Source organism: Sphingobium salicis subsp. salicis (assembly GCF_049472635.1).
GTDB classification, from domain to species: domain Bacteria; phylum Pseudomonadota; class Alphaproteobacteria; order Sphingomonadales; family Sphingomonadaceae; genus Sphingobium; species Sphingobium yanoikuyae_A.
In genome coordinates this window covers 2,136,386-2,160,384 of the sequence record NZ_JAYRCS010000001.1, presented here as the reverse complement: position 1 = coordinate 2,160,384, position 23,999 = coordinate 2,136,386, and the positions used below count along the sequence as shown (strand labels likewise).

Sequence of the window (23,999 nt, the reverse complement as noted above, 5' to 3'; positions counted from 1 at the left end):
ATACTAATAGTCTGGAGAGGCGCGACGGGGGAAACCGCGCGGCGTGACCTGAAAAATGGAGCCGGAGTATCATGACGGGAATTGCACTCGTAACTGGGGGAACACGTGGAATCGGCGCGGCAATCGCCCGGTCGCTCAAAGCAGCGGGATGGAATGTTGCCAGCATATATCATGGAAACGACGCCGCCGCCGAGCTGTTCCGGGATGGTACGGGCATTCCCGTCTATAAATGGGACGTCGCGGAGGAACAGGCCTGCCGCGAAGGCCTGGCCCGCGTGGAAAAGGAACTGGGCCCGGTTTCAGTGCTGGTGAACAATGCCGGCATCACGCGCGACACCATGTTCCATCGGATGAGCTTTGCGCAGTGGCGCGAGGTTCTTGGCACCAACCTCGACTCGATGTTCACAATGACGCGCGCCGTCATCGAAGGCATGCGCGAACGCCGCTTTGGCCGGATCATCAATATCTCCTCGATCAACGGCCAGAAGGGCCAGATTGGCCAGGTGAACTATTCGGCGGCCAAGGCGGGTGTGATCGGCTTCACCAAGGCGCTGGCGCAGGAAAATGCGTCGCGCGGCATCACGGTCAACGCCGTATGCCCCGGCTATATCGACACCGAGATGGTCGCTGCCGTGCCGCAGGATGTCCGCGAAAAGATCATCGGCGGCATTCCCGTCGGGCGCCTGGGCGATCCGGCTGAAATCGCCGAAGCCGTTTGTTGGCTGGCCTCGGACAAGGCCGGTTTCAATACCGGCTCGGTGCTCACGATCAATGGCGGGCAATATATCGCCAACGGCTGAAACTCTTGCCGTCCATGAATCTAATGCGTGGTTCGTCTTCCGATCTGCACTCCAGATCCAACCCCACTTCAAGGAGCAGTCTCATGAGCTATCCGTTCGACCAGTTTGCCGCTGTCGCCGGCGCCAATCGGCAACTCGCCCTCAAATGCGCCGAGATCATGCGCGAAGCCGGCCAGCGCCAGGCGGCGATCGCTTCGCGCACGTTCGAGCTTCTCTCGGCGCAGAGCGCGGAGAAGGCGGGGGCTGTGCCTCTGCCCAATATCGCCGGCTTTTCCGAGATGTGGCAGGAAATCAGCCGGAACGGTCAGGCGTGCGCCCAGGACATGAAGGGCGCGCTCGACGATTGGCGGGCCGGGGTTGGTGACAGCCTGTCACCCGGCCAGGCCCAGGAGCAGGCGGCTCATGTGCTGCAACTCTGGACGTCTTTCTTCACACCCTCCCAGGCGGGAGATGCCGCAGCCGCCAAGGCGCCTGTGACCGCCCCGGCCAAGACCGGAACGGCCAAGCCCGAGACCGACAAGACCTGAAAACCACAGTTCGACCGCCATGCCGCCAACCTGCGGCATTTCGGCAGGGCGGGGGCAGGTTGAAGTCTTCTTGCAACAGGGGATGTTGTGCGATTTACTGATCAAGTCCATATGAAAGGGTGGCGCCTGCCGTGCTTTCCCCTGCGGCCGAGGACCGCTGTTGTCGCCGCTTTGATGGTGGGTGTGACCGGCTGCTCTTTTGCGCCTGAGCATGTCCGGCCACCCCAGCCGGTGCCGCCGACCTACGAGGCGGCCAACATCGCCGGGACCACGATCGCGCGCATCGGTTGGCACGACTTCTTCCGGGAAGCCGAGTTGCAGCGGCTGATCGGCGAGGCGCTCGCGAACAATCGCGATATCCGCATCGCGGCGACCCGCGTCGCCGAGGTCCGCGCCGCCTGGCGGATCGAGGGCTCCTCGCTCTATCCGCAGCTCGATGCGGTCGGCACGGGAACGCGGGGCCGGACCCTGTTCAATCTCCCCGGCGCGGGCGCTACGCCTGTCGATGTCAAACAGATCAGCGCGCAGCTCTCGGCCAGTTGGGAGATCGACTTCTGGGGACGGCTGCGCAACCTGCGCGATGCCGCGCGCTGGCAGTATCTGGCGACCGAGGAAGCGCGCCGCGCGGTCGCGAGCCAGCTCGTCGCGCAGGTCGCCAACGGCTATCTTCTCGAACGGGAATATGAGGAACGGGTCGCACTCGCCCGGCACTCGATCGAAACGCGCGAGGAAGCGCTGCGCATCATGCGCCGCCGCTATGAGGTGGGATCGGGATCGAAGCTCGAGATGACCCAGGCGCAGCTGCTCCTGGGCCAGGCCAATACGACGATGCAGGGGCTGGAGCAGGACCGGGCCGTCAACCGCAATGCTCTTGCGGTGCTGATCGGGCGGCCTGTCGAGATCGCGTCCGGGACCCTGTCTCTGACCGACGTGCCCGAACGGCTCACGCTGCCTGCCGGGCTGCCCTCCGACCTTCTGGCCAACCGCCCGGATATCGTGGCGTCCGAATATCAGCTGCGCGCCGCCAGCGCCAATATCGGCGCGGCGCGGGCGGCCTTTTTTCCGAACATCAGCCTGACGGGCGCATACGGCACGATGAGCGATGAGTTGGACGGGCTGTTCTCCGGCGGCAGCGAGGCGTGGAGCTTCACCCCGACCATCCGCCTTCCGCTTTTCAACGCGGGACGCCTGAAGGGCAATCTCGACGTGGCCAGGGCCCGGCAGGAACGGGCGGTCGCGCAATATGAACAGACCGTGCAATCGGCGTTCCGCGACGTGTCCGATGCCCTTGTCCGCCGGCAGCAGTTGCAGCTGCAGATCGACACGACACAGCAGATGCTGGACGCCCAGCGCGAACGCGCGCGGCTCGCCCAGCTTCGCTTCGACAATGGCCGCTCGGCCTATCTGGAGGTGCTGGATGCCCAGCGCGACCTGTTCGACGCCGAACAGGCCCTGGTCCAGCTTCGGCGGGCCGAACTGGCCAGCATCGTCGTACTTTATTCGGCGCTGGGCGGAGGATTTGTCGCGGACGACGCCTTCGACGGCAACCTATCGAACAGAAACGGGGAACAGTCACAATGACGCAGACGACAGGCAAGACCTGGTTCATCAGGGGCGCGATCGTCGCGGCGGTCGTGGCGGTGGCCGTGATCCTCTGGTCGCTGCTCAGGCCCGCGGACCTGCCGGAGGGTATCGTCAGTGGCAATGGCCGGCTGGAAGCGCTCGAGATCGATATCTCGGCGAAAACGCCGGGCCGCATCCGCGATATCGTCGCCGAAGAAGGCCAGTTGGTGAAAGCCGGCGAGGTCGTCGCCCATATGGATGTCGAGACGCTCTCTGCTCAGCTTTCTGAAGCGAAGGCGCAGCTCGCCCAGGCGCTCAATGCCGTCCAGATCGCGCAAACCCAGGTGGGGCAGCGGCAGAGCGAACGCGCGGCAGCGCTCGCCACTGTCCGCCAGCGGGAAGCCGAACTCAATGCGGCCCGCAAGCGGCTTGGCCGGTCGGAAACGCTTGCGCGCGAAGGCGCCACGCCGACGCAGGAGCGCGACGATAACCAGGCGGCGGTCGAAGGAGCTTCCGCCACGGTAGAAGCCGCGCGCGCGCAGTTGGCGTCGGCCGACGCCAATATCGCCGCAGCGCGCAGCCAGGTCATCGGCGCCCGATCCAATGTCGATGCGGCGCGCGCAACCATCGCGCGGATCGAGGCGGATATCCGCGACAGCGACCTCAAGGCGCCTCGCGGCGGCCGCATCCAGTATCGGGTTGCCCAGCCGGGCGAGGTCGTCGCCGGCGGCGGCCGGGTCATGAACCTCGTCGATCTGACCGACGTCTATATGACTTTCTTCCTGCCGGAAACGGTCGCGGGGCGCGTGCGCATCGGCAGCGAGGTTCGCCTGGTGCTCGATGCCGCGCCCGATGTCGTCATTCCTGCAAAGATCAGTTTCGTGGCCGATGTCGCGCAGTTCACGCCCAAGACGGTCGAAACGCAAAGCGAGCGCCAGAAGCTCATGTTCCGCGTCCGGGCGAAGATCGATCCCGCGCTGCTCCAGCGCCATATCGCGCTGGTAAAAACAGGCCTGCCGGGCATGGCCTATGTGCGGATCGATTCCCAGGCAGCCTGGCCGGACAAGCTGTCGAACCTTGTAAAGGAATAGGCCGGTGGCTTCCCCCACGCCCCCCCAGGGGCCACCGGTCGTCCGCCTTGCCGGAGTGCGGTTGCGCTACGGCAAGGCGGAAGCCCTGCGCGGCATCGACCTCAACCTGAGCCCAGGCCGGATGATCGGTCTGATCGGCCCCGACGGGGTCGGCAAGTCGAGCCTGCTATCGCTGGTCGCGGGCGCTCGCGCCGTGCAGGAGGGGACGGTTCATGTGCTCGGCGGCGATATGGCCGACCGCCGTCATCGCGAGGACGTCTGTCCGCGCATCGCCTATATGCCGCAGGGTCTGGGACGGAACCTCTATCCGACACTGTCTGTCGAGGAAAATCTCCAGTTCTTCGCCCGTCTCTTCGGTCATGGCGCGTCCGAGCGCCGCCGCCGGATCGATGCGCTCACCCGCAGCACGGGGCTCTATTCCTTCCTGTCGCGGCCTGCCGGCAAGCTGTCGGGTGGCATGAAGCAGAAGCTCGGCCTGTGCTGCGCGCTGATCCACGATCCCGATCTCCTGATCCTGGACGAACCGACCACCGGCGTCGATCCGCTGGCGCGCGCGCAGTTCTGGGATCTGATCGCCGGCATCCGCGAAGATCGTCCCGGCATGAGCGTGATCGTGGCGACGGCCTATATGGACGAAGCGCAGCGGTTCGACTGGCTGGTGGCGATGGATGATGGCGCGATCCTGGCTACGGGCACGCCTTCGCAAATCCTTGAGCGGACCGGCACGGATCATCTCGAAGCTGCCTTCGCCGAACTGTTGCCCGAAGAGAGGAAACGCGGCCACAAGCCGGTCATCATCCCGCCGCTCGACGTCGACGAGGATGACATCGCCATCGAGGCGGAGGGGCTGACCATGCGCTTCGGCGATTTCGTCGCCGTCGATCATGTCAGTTTCCGCATCCGCCGCGGCGAGATCTTCGGTTTCCTCGGCTCAAACGGCTGCGGCAAGTCGACGACGATGAAGATGCTGACCGGACTGCTGCCGGCAAGCGAAGGGCGGGCCTGGCTGTTTGGCCATGAGGTCGATCCGCACGACATCGCGACGCGCAGGCGGGTTGGCTATATGAGCCAGGCTTTCTCGCTCTACGGCGAACTGACCGTACGGCAGAATCTCGAACTGCATGCGCGGCTGTTCCATGTGCCGGTCGACGAAATACCGGGCCGCGTCACCGAGATGGCGGAACGCTTCAGTCTCGAGCCGGTCATGGACGAGCTGCCCGAGCAACTTCCGCTCGGTATCCGCCAGCGTCTCTCCCTCGCTGTGGCGATGGTTCACAAGCCCGAACTGTTGATCCTGGATGAACCCACCTCCGGCGTCGATCCGGTCGCGCGTGACGCCTTCTGGCGGTTGCTTGCCGAACTGTCGCGCCGGGACAGGGTGACCATCTTCATTTCCACCCACTTCATGAACGAGGCAGAGCGCTGCGACCGCATGTCGATGATGCATGCGGGCAAGGTGCTCGACAGCGACGTGCCCGCCAGACTGGTCGAGAAGCGCGGCGCCAAAACCCTTGAAGAGGCCTTCATCGGCTACCTCGTCGAAGCCGAGGGCGGCACGGCGGCGCCGGCCAGCCAGCCCGGGGCCGCCGATCACGAGGAGCAACCATCGGCGGCGCCCGCTGAACACGGCGGGCACGGCTCTGGCGGTTTCAGTCTGCAGCGAATGTTCAGCTATCTGTGGCGCGAGACGCTGGAATTGCAGCGGGACCCGGTACGCGCCACGCTGGCGCTGGGCGGTTCGCTGCTGCTGATGTTCGTGATCGGCTTCGGCATCACCATGGACGTCGAGGACCTGAGCTATGCGGTGCTCGATCGCGACCAGACCACGCTTAGCCAGAACTACACGCTGAACTTGGCCGGATCGCGCTACTTCACCGAGCACGCGCCGATCATCGACTACGAGGACCTTGATCGACGCATGCGCAACGGCGAACTGTCGCTGGCCATTGAGATCCCCCCTGGCTTCTCTCGCGATGTGTTGCGAGGCCAGAACGTGCAGATAGGTGCCTGGATCGACGGCGCCATGCCGCAACGCGCGGAAACCGTCCAGGGCTACGTTCAGGGCATGCACCAGCACTGGCTGCTCGTACAGGCCAGCGAACGCAGCGGTGCCAGCGCCGCAGGAAATGCGAGCGTCGAGACACGCTTTCGCTACAACCCCGATGTCAAGAGCCTGCCGGCCATGGTGCCGGGGGTGATTCCCCTGTTGCTGCTCATGCTGCCGGCGATGCTGACCGCGCTGGCGGTGGTGCGCGAGAAGGAGACAGGCTCGATTACCAATCTGTACGTGACGCCGGTCACGCGCATCGAGTTCCTGCTTGGCAAGCAACTGCCCTATGTCGGTCTGGCCATGGTGAACTTCCTGCTGATGAGCCTGCTCGCGGTCACCGTCTTCGGTGTGCAGGTCACGGGCAGCTTCTTCACCCTGTCGCTGGCCGCGCTGATCTTCTCCTTCGCCGCGACAGGCATGGGGCTGCTGGCCTCGGCCGTCACGCGCAGCCAGATCGCCGCCATGTTCTTTGCCATGATCGGCACCATCATTCCGGCCACCCAGTTCGCCGGCCTGAGGGATCCCGTGTCCTCGCTTGAAGGCTCCAGCAAGTTCATCGGCGAGATCTACCCCGCCACGCACATGATCTCCATCAGCCGTGGCGTGTTCAACAAATCACTCGGCCTGGCCGACCTGACGGGGCCGCTGTGGTCGATGCTCATTTCGGTTCCGGTCATTCTCGGCGTGGCTGTTTTGCTACTCAAGAAGCAGGAGCGTTGAGATGCGCAGAAGAAACCTGGCCAATATCTACGACCTTGGTGTCAAGGAGCTGTGGAGTCTGTGGCGCGATCCGATGATGCTTGTGCTCATCGTCTATGTGTTCACCGCGTCGGTCTACACCAAGGCCACGTCCATGCCGGAGACGCTGCACAACGCGCCCATCGCCATCGTCGACGAGGATAATTCGGCGCTGTCCCAGCGGGTTGCCTCGGCCTTCTACCCCCCGCAGTTCACGCCACCGGCCATGATCGACTATGGGGACGTGGACCCGGGCATGGACGCGGGGCTGTACACCTTCGCTCTGGTCATTCCGCCCAACTTCCAGCGCGACGTGCTGGCGGGGCGATCGCCTGCCGTGCAGCTCAATGTCGACGCCACCCGCATGAGCCAGGCCTTCACCGGCAGTGGCTATATCCAGCAGATCTTCACCGGCGAAGTCAATGAGTTCGTCAAGCGTTACCGCGGCACCGACGCGCCACCCGTGGATCTGGCATTGCGCGCACGCTTCAACCCGGCACTGGACAAGGCCTGGTTCGGCTCGGTGGTGCAGATCATCAACCACATCACGCTGTTGTCCATCATCCTGACCGGCGCAGCGCTGATCCGGGAGCGCGAGCACGGCACCATCGAGCACCTGCTGGTGATGCCGGTTACACCCGCGCAGATCATGCTCTCCAAGGTCTGGTCGATGGCCCTGGTCGTGCTGATCGCCTCCTTCCTGTCCCTCAACCTCATGGTGCGCGGCATCCTGGGCGTGCCCATCGAGGGCTCCATTGTGTTGTTCTTCGCCGGCGCGGCCCTCAGCCTGTTCGCCACCACCTCCATGGGCATATTCATCGCCACGCTGGCGCGCAACATGCCGCAGTTCGGCATGCTGATGATGCTGACCATCATGCCGCTCCAGATGCTATCCGGCGGCGACACGCCCCGCGAAAGCATGCCCGAGATCGTGCAGAACATCATGCTGATCGCACCCACCACCCATTTCGTGGAACTGAGCCAGGCCATCCTTTACCGGGACGCGGGCCTGGAGACGGTATGGCAGCCGTTCCTGGCGCTGGCCCTGATCGGCACGGTGCTGTTTTTCCTGTCGTTGGCACGCTTTCGCAAAACGATCGGCCAGATGGCCTGATCGTTTGATCGCCCGAGTGGGCACTCAACCCAGTAAGGAGTTTGACCATGAGCAATGAAACCATCCCTCTCAACCTGTTCAAGGCGAACCTGGAACTGCAGTTGCGCCTCCAGCGCCTGGTGCAGGAAAACGGCCAGCAATGGTTGGAGAACGCCACGCGCGCAGGCAAAGACGGCATTGCCGAGTCCGGCGCAGAAATCGAAAACCTGCTCAAGGCCAAGAACTGGCAGGAACTGGCCACGCTGCCCGCACAAGCCTTCTGGCGTCAGTTCCAGTACCACGTGGGCGGCGCGCAGGCGCTGACACAAGTCGCGATCAAAAACCAGACAACCTTCACCCAAGGCCTGCAAATAGCTATTCAAGACTGGCAGAAATCGGTTACGCAGGCTGAGAACGGCGGTGCAAAATTAGACCACGGTAGCGGCGGCGAAGTGCTGCTGCGGGCGGCGTAAAAGTCGTCCACTTTTTCCCTTTTCGCGATGCTGGCGAGGAGGGATGAGGGATTTACACCGTGGAACTTTACCTGAAGGTTCGTCTTGCCTGCGCGGGCGGCATGAGCGCCCGGGCGGCAGCGAAGCATTTCAACATATCGCGCGACACGGTCCGCAAGATGCTGTCGTATTCCGAGCCGCCCGGTTACCGTCGCAGCGCCCCGGTGCGGCGACCGAAGCTGGAAGCGTTCATACCGATCATCGACGGCTGGCTGGATGGGGACCGGTCGGTCCCGCGCAAGCAGCGCCATACGGCGAAGCGTGTGTTCGATCGCCTTCGCGAAGAGCATGGCTTCACCGGAGGCTACACGATCATCAAGGATTACATCCGGGATCGGGATCAGCGCAGCCGGGAGATGTTCGTGCCGCTGGCACACGCACCCGGCCATGGGCAGGCAGATTTTGGAGAAGCTCTGGTCGAGATCGGCGGGGTGGAGCAGAAGGCGCACTTCTTCGTGCTCGATCTGCCGCACAGCGACGCCTGCTACGTACGCGCCTATCCGGCTGCCGTTGCCGAGGCCTGGATGGACGGCCATGTCCACGCCTTTGCGTTCTTCGGCGCGGTGCCGCTGTCGATCGTCTACGACAACGACCGCTGCCTGGTCTCGAAGATCCTGCCTGACGGGACGCGGCTGCGCGCGAGGCTGTTCAGCGCCTTCCTGTCGCACTACCTGATCCGTGATCGTTACGGCCGCCCCGGCAAGGGTAACGATAAGGGCGGCGTTGAAGGCCTTGTCGGCTATTGCCGGCGCAACTTCATGGTGCCGATCCCCCGGTTCCCGACATGGGAGGCGTTCAACCTGTGGCTCGAGGAGCAATGCCGCAAACGGCAGAACGACCGGCTGCGGGGCGAGAGTGAGACGATTGGCGAGAGGCTGCGGCGCGATCTGGCGGCGATGCAGGAACTGCCGGCTTCCCCCTTCGAGGCCTGTGACCAGACCAGCGGCCAGGTCTCATCGCAGGCGCTGGTGCGTTACCGGACCAACGATTACTCGGTGCCGGTGCGCTTCGGCCACCAGGAGGTGTGGATCAGGGGCTATGTCGACGAGGTGGTGATCGGTTGCCGGGGCGAGATCATTGCCCGCCATGTGCGCAGCTACGAGCGCGAGGATGTGATCTTCGATCCGATCCATTACCTTCCCCTGATCGAACAGAAGATCAATGCCCTCGATCAGGCCGCACCATTGCAGGGCTGGGACCTGCCCGAGGTATTTACAACGCTGCGCCGGCTGATGGAGACGCGCATGGGCAAGCATGGCCGGCGCGAATATGTGCAGGTACTGCGCCTGCTGGAGAGCTTCGCTCTGGCCGATCTGCATGGCGCGGTGAAGCAGGCCCTTGATATGGGCGCGATCGGCTTCGATGCGGTGAAGCATCTCCTGTTATGCCGGGTGGAGCGCCGCCCGCCCCGACTGGACATGGCGATCTATCCCTACCTGCCCAGGGCCAGAGTGGAGACAACATCGGCGCGCTCGTACATGCGGCTGTTGACCGGCGGAGCAGCGGCATGAGCAGCCAAGCTCCCGAACTGCTGCTCGCCAGCCACCTCAAGACGCTCAAGCTGCCAACCTTCCTGCGCGAGCATGACAAGCTGGCCCGGCAATGCGCAGCAGAGGGCGTAGATCATGTCCGCTACCTTGCTCGGCTTGTCGAACTGGAACTGATCGACCGGGAACGCCGGATGGTCGAGCGCCGGATCAAGGCCGCGCGGTTCCCGGCCGCCAAGAGCCTCGACAGCTTCGACTTTGCCGCCATTCCGAAGCTCAACAAGATGCAGGTGCTCGAACTGGCGCGTTGTGACTGGATTACCCGTCGCGAGAACGTCATCGCCCTTGGCCCGTCGGGGACCGGCAAGACCCATGTCGCGATCGGTCTTGGCCTGGCGGCCTGCCAGAAGGGCCTGACGGTCGGGTTCATCACTGCTTCCGCGCTGGTCAGCGAGATGATGGAGGCACGCGACGAACGCCGCCTACTGCGCTTACACAAGCAGATGACCGGCTATAAGCTTCTCATCATCGATGAGCTGGGGTTCGTGCCCCTCTCCAAAACCGGCGCGGAACTGCTGTTCGAGCTGATCTCACAGCGCTACGAACGCGGCTCGACGCTGATCACCAGCAACCTGCCGTTCGACGAATGGACCGAGACGTTCGGTTCCGAGCGCCTGACAGGCGCGCTCCTCGACCGGCTCACCCACCACGTCAGCATCCTCGAGATGAACGGCGAGAGCTATCGCCTGGCCCAGAGCCAGGCACGCAAAGCACGTCCCAACCCCTGACAGAAACGGCAATCCGGGTGTTGGCGACCCCCGCTCGGGCTACGCCCTCCCGGCGCTCGCCAACACCCGGATCAAGTGGCCTGGTTTTGCTCCGCCCAATGGACGACTTTTACGCCGCCGTTGACAGGATCCGCATGGAATGCCTTGTGATGCGGTCCAAGGTCTCCCGAGAACAATAGGTGCGAGCCTCCGACGTGCATCTCGGCCGACGCTGACCCCAGAATATGCCCTGCATTCCAAAACCGGGTCCTGAAGCCCGGTACCGGCTCGAACCACTCATTCAGTTCGACCGTGTCGCACAGGCTGTAAGCGGCCATCGAATCCGCTTCGGTGTAGATCGGCTCGAACGGCACTTCATCCCTGCGATCACGCCGACGATTGCGTCGCTCCGCTTCGCTCTCCTGGATCCGTCCGGCATCCGGCAGCATGTAGTAGAGAAGATCCTTGGTCTGGGGAGTGCAGTAGATCGGGCCACGGTAGCCCTCGGCCGACAACTTGGGCAGAAGCCCGCTGTGATCGATATGCGCATGGGTCAGCACGACCGCGTCGATCCTGCGCACATCGAATGAAAATGGGTCCCGATTGAGCGTTTCGAGAGTCCGCGATCCCTGGAAAAGGCCGCAGTCGATAAGCACAGTACTCCCTCCATAGTGCAGTTCCATGCACGAGCCGGTGACTGTGTCAACCGGCGTGCAAAGTTGACCCCCTATCGGCGCCCAACATTGACCCCCTTTCTGTGAGTGCTGGCGGTTATCCCGGTAGTCCATAGGAGGGGCCCGCGGACGCCGACGCGCGCCGTCAGGAGCGCTGGCGGCGGCGTCCGCGGGAGGTACCTGTGGACCCACCGGGGTAACCGCCGGGGATGGGGGTCCGGGGGAAGGGGTTTTTCCTCGTTTCAGCTTCGGTTTTTGAACCGCCAGCTGTCGTTGCCGGTCTCGATGATGTCGCAATGATGCGTCACGCGGTCCAGCAGCGCCGTCGTCATTTTGGCATCCTGGAAGACGCTCGGCCATTCGCCGAAGGCGAGATTGGTGGTGATGATCACCGAGGTCTTTTCGTAGAGTTTGCTGATCAGATGGAACAGCATCTGGCCTCCTGACCGGGCGAACGGCAGATACCCAAGTTCATCGAGCACCACGACGTCCAGGCGGGCCATCTGGGCGGCCAGGTTTCCAGCCTTAGCCTGCCGGGTTTCCTCCTCCAGGCGATTGACCAGATCGACGGTATTGAAGAACCGACCCCTGGACCCGGCACGGACGACCGCGGCGGTGATGGCGAGGGCGAGATGCGTCTTGCCGGTGCCCGTCCCGCCAACCAGCACGATGTTGCGCCTTTCCGGCAGGAACGAACCTGCATGGAGCGAACGCACCAGGCTTTCGTTGATCGGCGTGTCGGCGAACACAAAGCCGTCGAGATCCTTGATCGCCGGCAGCCTGGCGGCGGTCATGCGATACCGGATCGAAGCGGCTTCACGATGCGCTGCTTCAGCGCGCAGCAGATCACCCAGCATCTCCATGGCGGTCCGATCACGCCGTATGCCGGTGGTGACGGCGTCGTCGAACGCGGCGATCATGCCCTTCAGGCCCAGCCCCTTCAGGGCTGCCAACATCTCATGCCGCTGCATTGAGGCCTCGCACCATGTCGTAACGCGCGCAGTCTGCAATGGGTGGATGTTTGAGTTTTAGATCGACCAGCACGTCGATCGCGCGCATCGGTGGCGGTTCGCGTCGGCGTGACAGGATATTGAGGATCGCTTCGTCATTGGCTGTCCCAGCCATCATGGCTTCGCGTACCGCGGCCTCGACCGCTTCCAGCCCATCCTCGGGCACGGCCGCCAGTACCCGGACGAAGCGCCGATCCGCGTCATCGCTTTTGCCCAGCTTGCGGCGCAGCTGGGCCAGGGCCGGCGGCAGCTCCCAGTCCTGGAAGGGAGCACCGTTGCGCAACGCTCCCGGCTTGCGGATCAGAACCGGCAGATAATGCCAAGGGTTGTACACCGTCTGATTGCGGCCGAACACGCGAGCATGTTCGGCGACCGCCTGACCTGCACAACGGATGATGATCCTGTCGGCATATGCGCGCAGTTGCACCGCTTCCCGGGCTGCACTCGCCATGACTGAGTATCGGTTGCGATCAAAGCTCACCAGGCAGGTTGCACTCGCCACATGTTCGCTCTCGAAGAAGCCGTCAAAAGGCGTGGCCAGGGGCTGCAACGAGGATCGTTCCATCTCCAGCGCCTGTGCAATGGTCATACCTTCCAGATCCGGATGGGCATAACGCTCGGCCCACCGGCGGCACTCGGCCTCCAGCCAGGCGTTCAGCTCTTCGAGGCTGGCAAACCGCAACCGGGGCTTGAACAGCCGCTCCCGGCTGGTCTGGACCTGGTTCTCGACCTGCCCCTTCTCCCAGCCTGCCGCCGGGCTACAGGCCACCGGCTCCACGCCATAGTGATCCGTCATGATCAGGAAGCGCCGGTTGAACACGCGCTCCTTGCCGGTGAACACGCTCGTCACAGCGGTCTTCATATTGTCGTAAATGCCGCGCGTCGGCACCCCGCCAAAAAAGGCAAAGCCCCGGGCATGCGCGTCAAAGAGCATCTCCTGGGTCTCGCGCGGATAGGCCCGCACATACGGCGCCCGCGACCAGCACAACCGCATATGTGCCACCTTCACCCGCATCGGCTTGCCGGCGATCTCCACGTCCTCGTGGCTCCAATCGAACTGATACGCCTCGCCAGGTCGGAACATCAGCGGGATGAACACCTTGCTCATATCGCCGCTGTTGGTCCGACGTTCGCGCTTCCAGCGCGCCGCATAGCGCCGAACCGCATCGTAGGAGCCGGTGAAACCCTCGCGCTCCAGAAGGTCATGTATCCGAGTCAGCCGCAGCCGCTCACGCCGCGGCCGTTCCTCGTTCTGCGCCAACAACTCGTCCAGCCGTTCGCGAAATGGCCCGGTCTGCGGTCGAGGCTGCTCCTTGCGTTCATAGCTGAAATCCGCCTCCGGCGCACGGATCGCTTTGCGCACCGTGTTGCGCGACAACCGTAAATCACGCGCGATCTCTTTGATCGGCTTACCGTCCCTGTGCTCCCGGCGTATCTTGGCAATAGTCTCCACAATCAACATCCCCATCCTCGCAGCCTGGAAGCCCAAGCCGCGACGCCTCAACTCTGGAATGATGGGGGTCAATTTTAGACGCCGATCACCCCGCTAAGGGGTCAATTTTGCACGCCGCTTCACAGACTGTCCCTGCAGCGCCGTGGAAGGTGATCTTGGGCTCGTTACTCATCGGCTCACTCTGCTCCTGCTTGGTCTGCAACAGTCCGACCCTTAGACACCCCTATAACTCGAGCTATGCGAGATATCCCGTAGTGGGCCGCGTCAACTGGCATTGCCGTACTGGCCGAGCACATCGCGCTGACCGCGACGTCGTCGATCCTCGATCACATCCGCGAATATGGGCCGGTTGAATTGGGGATATTGCGGATAGACCGGAATGCGGCCGGCCCGCTCAATGGCAGAATGACGAACATTGCCACCCTGACGCTGAACCCCACGATCGACGTCGCCTACGAAGTCGATCGCATGTTCCACACGCGCAAGATGCGGACAAAATCCGAGTTTTACAGCCCAGGCGGTGGCGGCATCAACGTCGCCCGGGTCTTCGTCCGCCTCGGCGGCAATGCTCGAAACTATTATATGGCGGGTGGCGCAACGGGCGATGCGCTCGACGGCCTGCTCGACCTTCATCAGCTTGTTCGCAATCGCATCACCATCGCGGGCCACACCCGCGTTGCATCTGCCGTGCTGGAGATCGAAAGCGGCAAGGAATTCCGCTTCGTCCCGCCCGGCCCGACAATCCAGCCTGTCGAATGGCAGGCGTGTCTTGCCCAGCTTGAAAACGCGCAGTGCAAATTCATGGTCCTAAGCGGTTCGCTACCCCGGGGTATGCCCGGTGACTTCTACGGTCAGGTCGCGGCGCTGATGCACCGACGCAATATCCCGGTTGTGCTCGACAGTTCAGGGCCCGGTCTCAAGGGTGGCCTTCAGGAAGGCCGCATCTTTCTCGTAAAACCCAGCATCGGCGAGTTGCGGCAATTCACCGGCCAGAAACTCGCGACACCCGACGAGATCGCCAATGCCGCAATGGAAATCGTTCGATCGGGACAAGCCGCGCATGTCGCCGTGACCATGGGCCATGACGGCGCAATCCTTGCCACTGCCACCGGACAGCTTTTTCTGCCGGCCGCCTCCATAGAGGCGAAAAGTGCGGTTGGCGCCGGTGACAGTTTCCTCTCCGCCATGCTCTTTGCGATCTCGATCGGCTGGGATACGGCCGAAGCGTTCCGCTTCGGAATTGCTGCTGGCGCTGCCGCCGTGATGAGCCCGGGTCACGATCTCGCCAGACCAGACAATATCCAGCACCTATACCAGCAGGTTACGCCAATACCCTGAGTGTTGCGGCAAATCGGCCATCTGAGATTCATCGCGCCCGAATCATGCGCAAGCTCGACGCTAGTTCGATCGCGAGCCTGGTTGCGACGGCGATAGCGCTAGGCGGCGCGCAACAGACCCTGGTGCGTAGAATCCCGCATTGCTGGAAAAAGGCCGGTCGGTCAGTCAACCTCTTACGCCAAAGAGACTGAATGATGACCGACAATACTCCCAACGGGGCGAACATGAACGTCCGCGCGCCCTTCCCGATTGCTCATCCAGAGGCGGCGAGGATACTGCTTTTTCTGCCGCACATGCAGGCCGCCATAATCACGGCCGCTCTGGAGCAGCAGCAGGCCCCTCAAATCTAGCAAAGGATCCATCCTTTATGAATATTAGCACGACCGGCCTCGATTCGGCTAAAAATTGCTTTTCAAGCTCACGCGATCAGAAAAGTTGTCGTCCGCAAGACGCTAAGACAACCGCAGATGCGTCCCTTCTTCGAGAAGTTTCCGCCTAGTCTGGTCGGAGCGGAAGCCTGCGACTGGACGAAGATCTGCGCCGGCGAGGAGGAGAAACCCGTGTATGTCGGACCCCGCCTGCTTGAAGCGCTATCCCGTCTCAACATGGCATCGTCGACCGAGGCACTGCGCGACGGACTGGCTGATGCCGCCAGGCAAATGGGCTTTCCCTATATCGCGCTGGTCCAACACGGCGGTCTGCCGCGGCTGGTCGAGTGCTCGATGGTGGTCACCAACTATCCGGCGAAGTTCGTCCAATCCTACATCGCAAACCACTATTATGTTATCGACCCGGTCTATGAAGTGAGCCAGCTTCTCGATCGGCCGTTCGGCTGGGAGGAGATCAGCAACGTCGTCGAGCTTGCCGATCACCAGCATGCCCTTTTCAAGGAAGCGGGGCGCTACGGGATCGTTCACGGCGTCACCGTGCCGCTACACATCCCGAGCGAGTCCTACGCGTCATGCACCTTCGCCCGCCCGGAACCGATCGAGATCACGCCATCGCTGATGACCACGCTCCAGATCATCGCCGGCTTCGCGTTCAGGGCGGGCCTCTATCTCCATCACGCCATGCACGACCGCAATGTTCCCCGGCTTACGCGCCGCGAGGCAGAATGCACGGCGCTGATCGCGCTCGGCAAGACCGATTGGGAGATCGGCCAGATCCTCGGGATCGCCCAAACCACGGTTCGGTATTTCATAACGAGAGCGAAGCAACGCTACGGCGTCTTCAGGCGCTCGGAGCTGGTCGCGCGCGCGATCATCGATGCTCAGGTCATCCGTGATGGCCAGGACAGGGATAGCAAGGTGCCCGAGAGCGCCGACGACAAGCCGGAGCGTGGATAGCTCACATCGCGTTGCGGGAGCGGACGATGCGCCAGATACGGCTTGGACCATTTTGCGGCGAGCAGCGCGGAAGGGTGGAGGTTGGTTGAGGCGGTGGAGTAGAATCGGAAAGGTGGTGAGTGGGGAAGCGCGTTAACGCCCCCAAGCGCCCCGGTGCTCTTTCAAAGCGTACACTGCTTGACGAACGGCAGCGGAAGGGTGTACCAATTGAAGCTGTACGAGTGGAGGCACACAATGCCGCGAGCAGTAGTGGAAGACAACAGACGCATGAGCCTGCGGATTCGGCCGGAGCAAAAGGCTTTGCTTGCCCGGGCGGCTGCGCTCAAGCATACCGATCTCACGACCTTTGTCACACGTTCGGCGCTGCGCGAGGCCGAGAACGTGATCGAAGAGTCGGAGCGGACGAAACTGAGCGAGAGAGACAGCCTGCTCGTTCTTGATCTGCTCGAGAACCCGCCGCCGGTGAATGCGAAACTGCGCGCTGCCATCGCCGCGATGCCGAAGTTGGCATGACGCTTCCTTCATGGCACGAGGAAGCGATTTCGAAAGCGCATGACCGGACTTCATTCGACTGCGGCGACAATGATCTGAACGTCTACTTGCAGCGTTATGCGCGGCAAAGCCACGAGGCAGGCGGGGCGAAGACGTTCCTCGCCATCGACGACACCGACAGCAAGACGGTTCTCGGCTTTTACAGCATCGCTCCGGGCAGCATGGATCATGCGGATACGCCAGAACTGGCGAGGCGAGGACTCGCCAGGCATGAGGTGCCGGGCTTCCGGCTCGCGCGGCTAGCAACGGATCTGCGTGTGCAGGGGCAAGGGCTCGGGGGTCAGCTCCTGGGCGCGATCGGGCGCAGATGCATTCGCGTCGCGACCGAGGTCGGCGGGGTTATGCTGATCATCGACGCCAAAAACGAGCGCGCCGCGGACTGGTATGCCGGCTACGGCGCTATTCCGCTGCACGACAAACCGCTGACGCTCATATTGCCCTTTGCGACACTCGAACGTGAATTGAGAGCTGCAGGCCAGTTCTAGGCGTTCAGGGCGCGATGCGCCGTGCAATGTCGTTTGTCTTCGACGTGAGCTCCACACCGGGGTCACTCGCGCGACCATATCCACATCGGAACCCGAAGGCTGAGGCGCGCTCCAGATCGGCTTGCAGAGAACAGAATCAGCGGGGTCAAACCAGTGTTCCAGTGCGATTTGCCGCACGAAACCGGCTATGAATGATGGAACAATGACAAGATCTCTGCTATAGTCGGCTGCGAGGAACTATCGATGAATACCGCAGCCGACATGCCCCCAACCGATCCTGCAGCGCCGCGGCTGAGGCTAGCCGATTGGCTGTGGCGTCCGTGGTATGCAAAGGCGTGGTGGGCCACGATCCCGGTCTGGTGGATCGGCATGGCGGCGTCCACGAAGATCGCGCCGCTGGAGGCCTTCTACGACAGCGCGCCTGCCGGTTTTCTCAATGTGCTTTTCTTCCCGATGACTGCGCTCCTGGCGCTGGGTGTCGGTTACGCGCAGGATTGGCTGACGGCATTTGCGCCGCAGGGCGAGGGCGATCCTATATCCGATGAGGCGCGGGCTAGAATTGCCCGTCTGTGGGAAGAGCATGATCGCGCTATGGAAGATATCCGAGCCGGCAGCGATATCCACGATCCGCGCTCCGGGGCGCTATACATCGGCAATCCGATAAGCCCTAACAATGGCGCTCGTATCAGCGTTTTTTGAAGCTGCTGTCGCCATCGCCCGGGCTGCCCTCGATGTCCGTGGAGAATCTTCCGCTTTTCAGAACGGAGTTTTGCTCGATCGACGTAAGCGGACCGGTGATGTCGAACGTGGCTCGACCGGAATCAGCGTCCTGAAGGTAGCGGTTACGCATGCCGTCCGGACCGAGAATACGGTCGGATAGTTCGCGCGAGAAGGTGGCAGCCGGATCGCTGGACCGGGCCGCGGCTCGTTCGGAGGCAGCGATGGCCTCGCGGACGTCATAGTTGACAATGTCGAGGGACGATTGCGCCGTCTCATTGCTAAGTCCAACATCGCGGCTCTCGAACCCCAAACTCCCGCCAACCCGCCCAGATGTGGACCGGCCCTTTTGGGTGGTCGAAGCTTGGTTCGGCTGCTGGCCTTTGCCGGTAGGTTGTCCGCGACCGCCTATGGCTTCGGATTCCTGGGTGTCGACACTTCCACCGAGGTGGCCACCGATCGTCGTGCCTATCGTTACCTGATCTTGCGCAGACCGCGATAGCCCGCGCTGCCATCCGGTCTGCGCGATGATCGCCTGCACGTCCCGCGTGAGCGTATCCGCCACCTGCGGGTTGAGCCGCCAGTTGCCGTGACGATCCATCTCGAACCCGCCGCGCAGCCAGTTCTGCATCATGGCCTGGCCCTGCTCGCCGCTGCTCAGGAAATGCTCGATCGTATCGGGCCCGGCCTGTTTCCCCGCCTCGAAGCGCGTGCTGGTGTCGTTGCGCGCCGATTGCTGGAAGCCGACCGAGCTGGAGACAAGGACGTCATTGTCAGCGAATGAAAAGCGCGCACGCCCGCCATTGGCAATCGCCCCGAGCTGGCTCTCGTTGATGAGACCGCCGCGCCACATCTGCGCCGCCGTCTCGGGCGTCAGGTTGAGGCTAAGGTCGCCATTCTGCGACATGGCGATCTGCCGTTTCGACATCTGCACGCCATGCTCGCCCAGCAGCTGCTGCATGCGGGTCAGACGCTCATTGTCGACGATCCGGGTCAGCCGCTCGTTACGTGCGCGATCGGCAATTCCTTCCGCGCCGCCTTCGGCCATATCGACCTGATTGCCGGCACCCTGCGACAATGTGCGAATGAAGCTATCGAGGTGGGCCGCCTGCCGCACCGACATGCCCGCAGCCGCCGCACCCTCGGCAAAGCCGGCATTGTCGGCCTGTCGACGCTGCTCGCCGATCCGAGCCGCAGAGCGCGTTCCATCATGGCCGACCTCGCGCTGCGCATCGAGCTTGCCCGACCGCTCGGCGAAGTCGTAGCCCGCCGCCTCGCGTGTGCGCCCGTAGACGCTGGTGCCTTCCCGGGCAGCCTCGGCCGTCGCGCCGTCGGCGGTGCCGACCTGCACAGCGGCATTGTAGGTTTCGAGCGCGCGCATCACCTGCGCTTCGTTGCGGCCAGTTGCGCGGGAGAGCTGGGAAATGGCGGTGGAGCGGGCTTCGCCCGAGAGGGCGTTGATGAAGGCGATCCGACGGGAGGTTTCCTGCACGCCGAGGCCGAGCATCGATGCGGCATTACGCTGCCCCTCATTGCTGCCGGTGCGGTGTGCCTGCTCGGTCGCGACATTGCCGCGCTCGATCCGCGTCACATTGTCGCCCGCGAAATCGCGCCGTCCTTCCATCGCGCCGACCTGGACCTGAGCGGCGGTGAGGTCGTTCCGCAGCATCTGCTCCTGGTCGAAGGTGTTGGCAATCAGCTTGGCGAAGGTTGGATCGGCCGATGCCTGCGCGATCACCGTCGAAGCTTTCAGTACCGCGTCCTTCTGGTCGTAGCCGTTCCGCTCGAAATGCCGCTGTGCGCCGGACAACATCATGTCATAGGCGCGCGTATCGCCGAACGCCTTCCACTGGACCATCCGTTGCGTAAAGGCGGCAAAGGCACCTTCGCCCGCCTGTCCCTGGCCGAAATATCCCGTGCCCAGCGCGCGCAGCGCATCCTTCTCCGCGAAATTATGGATCGCCGTCGTCGCGGCATTGTCGCGCACTGCGCGAACGGTCGCTGGATCGGTCAGACTACGGCCAGTGAGCGCTGGCGATAACCCGCCCAGTTCTCGTGCGCTATCGAGCCCACCCATGCCGAATGCGGCCGTGCCGTTCGCCCCGCCGCCGTGCTCGCCGAGGACCCGGCTTGCGGCGCCGAATGCCCGGTTCGCGCCGAAGGTCGAGCGCTCCCCGAAGTCGCCGAAGTTCGACGCCGCACCGCGCCGCGCCATGGTGCCCGCCGCCGTCGCCTGCGCCTCGAGCGCGCCCGCATAGCCCTCGCTTGTGGCGAGCGGCGCGGCGGCGGCCGTGCCCTGTCCCTGGACACCGAGGGCGCCGCTGGTGAACGAGGTGAACACGTTGCCCGAAAAACGGAACACGGTGAACACGAAGGCGCCCGCAAGTCCCGCCGCAGCCGTGCGGAAGCTCCCGAAGATGGCGAGCGCCTTCATCGCGGAGGAGGGCGCGAGCATCCATGCGTTGGCCGCGACATTGTTCGCGCGCATCTCGGCCAGCACGTCGGTCGCGCGGCCCAAGGTGAGTTGATAGATGCCGGCGTCGATCACGCCCCAAAGCGCGACGAACACGAAAAGACCGAGCGCGAACGACGCGACGCGCAGGTTGATCGGGGTGAGGATGAACAGGAGCGCGATCGGCATCATGAATAACATGATTCCGAAGACCGTGGCCCGGATGGTCGGCATCCATTCGTTGGCGGTCGACATGGTGGCGAGGCCGGAGGAGACGACGGCGCGATTGGCCATGACGCGCGCGGCGGTTGCCGGACTGTCCTCGAACAGCACGTCTCCCACCGTACTGCCGAGCATGACATTGGTCAGGAACTGCTGGAGCGACTGGGGTGTGTCCATCATCATCTGGCCGAGTTCGCCGATGTTGGATCGGCAACGCTGTAGCTGGGTCGCGTTGGTGATATCGTAGCCGGTGCGTGTGCAGACCTGCGCGACGTAATTGTCGAACAGCGCGGGCTCGGAGAGGCGCGTCGAGATATGCTCCCAGGTTTCGGTGCAGCTGACCGTCGTGCCGCCCTTGTCGGTGGACGTGAACACCGTGCTGAATGTCGCGGGACCCGCCATACCCGCGAAGGCGGCGGGCAGATCGGTGGCGGTGCGGAACAGCATATCATCGTCAACGCCATAGGCGGGCGAGACGCGCGCGACCGGATAGCATTGCCGGACATAGTCCTTGATCGTGCTATCTAGGAAGGTGTCGGTCATCGGACCGCGCGGGGACGCGGCATTGAGAAACAGATCGAACGTGTGGCCGCCCGCGCCGAACTCGAGCTTGGCGTGCGGATCGGTCGTATTGTCGTCGATGACCTCGGCCAGCGCGCGCTCCATCATATTGGTCACGCCCGCGACCAGCACGATCAGGTTCGGCACGTCGCCGACCGGCTGATAGGCGTTGCGGACGCGGTCATAGACATGGACCGTGCCCGTGGTCGCCACCATGCCGACGAACAGCCCGACGCCGATCAGCATCTGAAAACCGAACCCGACCAGCCCCATGCCCTGACCGCGGATGCCGGCGAGCAGGACACCGAGGCCGATGCCGACCACCGCGACGATCAGTACCAGTGTCTCGTAGCGCGGATCGCCGAAGATCATCGAGACCAGGCGGAAGGCGTCCACAGTCTCGGCAAAGCCGTCATAAGTATGGAAGCTGGTATCGATCGCCAGCGCGGGTGTGGCCACGAAAAGCGCGATCAGGACGGACAGGGCGCGGAGAATGCGGATCATGGCGTGGCCCTAGCTCAGCGGTTGCGGTTGGCGGCGGCGCCGGCGGCATCACGCGCATCGCGGTCGCGCTGGCGAACCACCCCGGCATAGTTGGCCGAGAGATTCGCCGACTCAAGCGCTGCCATATAGGACTGACGCATCTGCGCGCGCTGGCGCAGCACTTCGTCGCGCAGTCCGCTCAATTGCTCGATTCCCTTGCTGAGGATGCGCGTCTGGCAGACCTTGGCATTTCCGGGATCGCTGGCCCCTGCCGCCGTCGCGCCGCGTTCGGCATTGGACACCGCGAAGTCGATGCTGCGCGTGAGGTCGTTGAGCATCTGATAGGCGAGCGTCAGGGCGACCAGTTCATCGGTGTCACCGATCACGCTCTCGACCATGCCCTGCCGCACGCCCCATTCCAGCAGGCGATAGACCGGCAATGTACGGACATTGGCGACGAACTGGCGTTCCTCGGGCGTCAGAGCAGCCCGGGTGCGGATTTTGACCGCAATTGACTCCATCCGTCCGCGCGAAAGGATCAGTGCGCCCTTGCCGCTGCCGTCCACGGAACAATCAGTCGAGGTTGGCGGCACGGCGATGGCTCGGGTCTGGACCTTGCCCGTTAGAAAATCGTCCACGCTCTCGGTATCCTGCCGTGGACAGGCCGGGATCGCGCTAAACAGAGGCACGCGATCGGTGGCGTCCCAGCGCATATAGACGTCGCCGACGCGCGCGCGCATAACGCCGGCCCATTCGGATGCTCCGACCCGCGCGGCGGCGTGGGCGAGCAGCGAGCCGGTCTTGAAGATGTCGGTGACCTCGGCGGGGCAGTTTTCGAGCGCGTCCTTCAAATCCTCGGTCGGATTGCCCTGATTGGCCTGGATTTTCTCACGGCTCTGCTGATAGCTTTTCGAGAAACCTTCGCGCACCGACTTATAGCCGGTCATCTCCTCGATGATGCCGGACATGTTGTCGTCACCCTTGGCGATCTGCACCATGCGGTTGGCGAGACGGCAGTCGTTGACCTGGATCGAGTTCAGGAAGTTGGTCGCGGCCTCCATCTTCGAGATGATGTTGCCCATCTTTTCATCAAGGGTTTCGAGTAGATATTGAAAAGCAACGGCGGGCGCGGCCTGCAGGATGCTTTCGAGCTTTTGCACGAGGTAGTCCGGATCGAGGAAACTCATTCCCCCCAGGAACATGTCGATTCCGCCGCAGCCCGCCCTGATCTTCGGCAGCGTGACGCTCATCAGATAGTCGTTGTGGACGTCGACCCGGCCCGACATGCCGCCCGCGGTGATGTAGCCGCGAGTCTGATCCTCGAAGCTGCCGGGGCTGGTGTAAGTAACATTGTCGAACCAGCTCTCGGCCCAGCTTTGCGCGGACGCGGGGGAAGCGAAGCCGCAGACCGCCAGCAGCGGCAGGGCAAGCAAGGTCAGACGACAACGAGCGGAGGCCATGGCAGACAACTTTCCTGGAAGTGGGCGAGGACGTGGCTCCCCATGTCAATTCCTCGCCCGGTTGGGGACGGGGCGTGGCGATGCGGCCACGATCCCGGTGAATTTCGACATGCCGCGCACGCCGACGGTGGGCTTCACCCCGGTCAGCATCTTGGCGGCAAGGTAGAGGTTGCGCGCCAGGTTCGGCTCGTGGTCGGTTCCGATCGCAACCGGAATGATGCGATTGGGATCGGAGACCGGGCGCACCCAGGCGACGGGATGCCCCACCCAGGGCAGACCGAGTCGCCCGGAGCGCAGCATCGCCTCCTGGCTACCGATCGTGCGCACCTTCCAACCATAGCGTTGCCCGAGGGCACCGAGTCTGTTCCAGAGATCGGCACAGGGCACGCAACCCGGCGCCGTGCTCATCTCGACGATGAAGGCCGGTCCCTGGCCCTTCATGGTTTCCGCGAAATCGGGCGGCCAGTTGCGTGTCACCGGCACGCGGGCGAGCCATTGTCGCATCCCGGCCTCGGTTGCGACGGGATGGATCGCCGCGCGCATCGCCTGCTCGCGGGTGACAGGCTGTGCGGACGCCGGGGAAGCGCCCGCAAGGAACACGGCCAGCGTGCAGGCCAG

20 protein-coding genes and 1 pseudogene are annotated in these 23,999 nt (G+C 63.4%); 15 read left to right on the top strand and 6 right to left on the bottom strand.

What is annotated here, in order from left to right; translation table 11 throughout:
- Positions 1–71 precede the first annotated feature (71 nt).
- From phbB to istB (VHN57_RS10405), 9 genes are all read left to right on the top strand, one after another.
- Complete coding sequence (gene phbB, locus VHN57_RS10445) at positions 72–800, top strand: acetoacetyl-CoA reductase (RefSeq protein WP_020817741.1); 729 nt, start codon at positions 72–74, stop codon at positions 798–800.
- Between the two features lie 83 nt (positions 801–883).
- Positions 884–1,327, top strand: coding sequence for a hypothetical protein (locus VHN57_RS10440; protein ID WP_037444229.1), 444 nt, complete (start codon positions 884–886; stop codon positions 1,325–1,327).
- 174 nt (positions 1,328–1,501) lie between these two features.
- Positions 1,502–2,908: an efflux transporter outer membrane subunit gene (locus VHN57_RS10435; RefSeq protein ID WP_048578300.1), complete on the top strand. Its 1,407-nt coding sequence runs from the start codon at positions 1,502–1,504 to the stop codon at positions 2,906–2,908.
- A complete protein-coding gene (locus VHN57_RS10430; protein ID WP_037444232.1) occupies positions 2,905–3,981 on the top strand; it encodes an HlyD family secretion protein in 1,077 nt (358 codons plus the stop codon). Before VHN57_RS10435 ends, VHN57_RS10430 begins: the two co-directional genes overlap by 4 nt.
- Positions 3,982–3,985: 4 nt before the next feature.
- On the top strand, positions 3,986–6,751 hold the full coding sequence (gene rbbA / locus VHN57_RS10425; protein WP_089220944.1) for a ribosome-associated ATPase/putative transporter RbbA: 2,766 nt from the start codon (positions 3,986–3,988) through the stop codon (positions 6,749–6,751).
- 1 nt (position 6,752) lies between these two features.
- Positions 6,753–7,883 carry an ABC transporter permease gene (locus VHN57_RS10420; protein ID WP_088137969.1) on the top strand — a complete coding sequence of 377 codons (1,131 nt, stop codon included), beginning with the start codon at positions 6,753–6,755 and terminating at the stop codon, positions 7,881–7,883.
- Positions 7,884–7,930: 47 nt separating this feature from the next.
- On the top strand, positions 7,931–8,335 hold the full coding sequence (locus tag VHN57_RS10415; RefSeq protein WP_245843016.1) for a phasin family protein: 405 nt from the start codon (positions 7,931–7,933) through the stop codon (positions 8,333–8,335).
- Positions 8,336–8,394: 59 nt separating this feature from the next.
- Positions 8,395–9,885 (top strand): IS21 family transposase, encoded by a 1,491-nt coding sequence (istA, locus tag VHN57_RS10410; RefSeq protein WP_081261070.1) that lies wholly within the window; start codon positions 8,395–8,397, stop codon positions 9,883–9,885.
- On the top strand, positions 9,882–10,649 hold the full coding sequence (gene istB, locus VHN57_RS10405) for an IS21-like element helper ATPase IstB (RefSeq protein WP_048578302.1): 768 nt from the start codon (positions 9,882–9,884) through the stop codon (positions 10,647–10,649). The genes istA (VHN57_RS10410) and istB (VHN57_RS10405) overlap by 4 nt, the downstream gene beginning before the upstream one ends.
- Positions 10,650–10,774: 125 nt before the next feature.
- Here istB (VHN57_RS10405) and VHN57_RS10400 read toward each other — a convergent pair.
- From VHN57_RS10400 to istA (VHN57_RS10390), 3 genes and pseudogenes are all read right to left on the bottom strand, one after another.
- Positions 10,775–11,311 (bottom strand): annotated as a pseudogene (locus VHN57_RS10400) (MBL fold metallo-hydrolase); the annotation flags it as partial.
- A gap of 233 nt (positions 11,312–11,544) precedes the next feature.
- Positions 11,545–12,273, bottom strand: coding sequence for an IS21-like element helper ATPase IstB (gene istB, locus VHN57_RS10395; protein ID WP_423283766.1), 729 nt, complete (start codon positions 12,271–12,273; stop codon positions 11,545–11,547).
- Entirely contained in the window at positions 12,260–13,774 is a 1,515-nt protein-coding gene (gene istA / locus VHN57_RS10390; protein WP_423286012.1) for an IS21 family transposase, read from the bottom strand. The genes istB (VHN57_RS10395) and istA (VHN57_RS10390) overlap by 14 nt, the downstream gene beginning before the upstream one ends.
- A 396-nt stretch (positions 13,775–14,170) precedes the next feature.
- On the opposite strand from istA (VHN57_RS10390), the gene VHN57_RS10385 reads away from it, so the two are divergent.
- The 6 genes from VHN57_RS10385 to VHN57_RS10360 all read left to right on the top strand — a co-directional run bounded on the left by VHN57_RS10385 (position 14,171) and on the right by VHN57_RS10360 (position 18,185).
- Complete coding sequence (locus VHN57_RS10385) at positions 14,171–15,103, top strand: 1-phosphofructokinase family hexose kinase (RefSeq protein WP_048578303.1); 933 nt, start codon at positions 14,171–14,173, stop codon at positions 15,101–15,103.
- 191 nt (positions 15,104–15,294) lie between these two features.
- On the top strand, positions 15,295–15,453 hold the full coding sequence (locus VHN57_RS10380; RefSeq protein WP_158500997.1) for a hypothetical protein: 159 nt from the start codon (positions 15,295–15,297) through the stop codon (positions 15,451–15,453).
- Positions 15,454–15,570: 117 nt separating this feature from the next.
- Positions 15,571–16,449: a LuxR family transcriptional regulator gene (locus tag VHN57_RS10375; RefSeq protein WP_202408155.1), complete on the top strand. Its 879-nt coding sequence runs from the start codon at positions 15,571–15,573 to the stop codon at positions 16,447–16,449.
- 267 nt (positions 16,450–16,716) lie between these two features.
- Positions 16,717–16,962 carry a type II toxin-antitoxin system TacA family antitoxin gene (locus tag VHN57_RS10370; protein ID WP_237449632.1) on the top strand — a complete coding sequence of 82 codons (246 nt, stop codon included), beginning with the start codon at positions 16,717–16,719 and terminating at the stop codon, positions 16,960–16,962.
- On the top strand, positions 16,959–17,486 hold the full coding sequence (locus VHN57_RS10365) for a hypothetical protein (RefSeq protein WP_048577672.1): 528 nt from the start codon (positions 16,959–16,961) through the stop codon (positions 17,484–17,486). Before VHN57_RS10370 ends, VHN57_RS10365 begins: the two co-directional genes overlap by 4 nt.
- A 243-nt stretch (positions 17,487–17,729) precedes the next feature.
- A complete protein-coding gene (locus tag VHN57_RS10360; protein WP_048577673.1) occupies positions 17,730–18,185 on the top strand; it encodes a hypothetical protein in 456 nt (151 codons plus the stop codon).
- Here VHN57_RS10360 and VHN57_RS10355 read toward each other — a convergent pair.
- From VHN57_RS10355 to VHN57_RS10345, 3 genes are read right to left on the bottom strand one after another with little or no spacing between them, the layout of a single operon-like run.
- Positions 18,172–21,942, bottom strand: coding sequence for a conjugal transfer protein TraG N-terminal domain-containing protein (locus VHN57_RS10355; RefSeq protein ID WP_423283762.1), 3,771 nt, complete (start codon positions 21,940–21,942; stop codon positions 18,172–18,174). The two genes, VHN57_RS10360 and VHN57_RS10355, sit on opposite strands and share 14 nt — an antisense overlap.
- Before the next feature lie 14 nt (positions 21,943–21,956).
- Positions 21,957–23,381: a conjugal transfer protein TraH gene (locus VHN57_RS10350; RefSeq protein ID WP_048577675.1), complete on the bottom strand. Its 1,425-nt coding sequence runs from the start codon at positions 23,379–23,381 to the stop codon at positions 21,957–21,959.
- A gap of 45 nt (positions 23,382–23,426) precedes the next feature.
- Complete coding sequence (locus tag VHN57_RS10345; RefSeq protein ID WP_373886193.1) at positions 23,427–23,924, bottom strand: hypothetical protein; 498 nt, start codon at positions 23,922–23,924, stop codon at positions 23,427–23,429.
- Between the last annotated feature and the right edge of the window lie 75 nt (positions 23,925–23,999).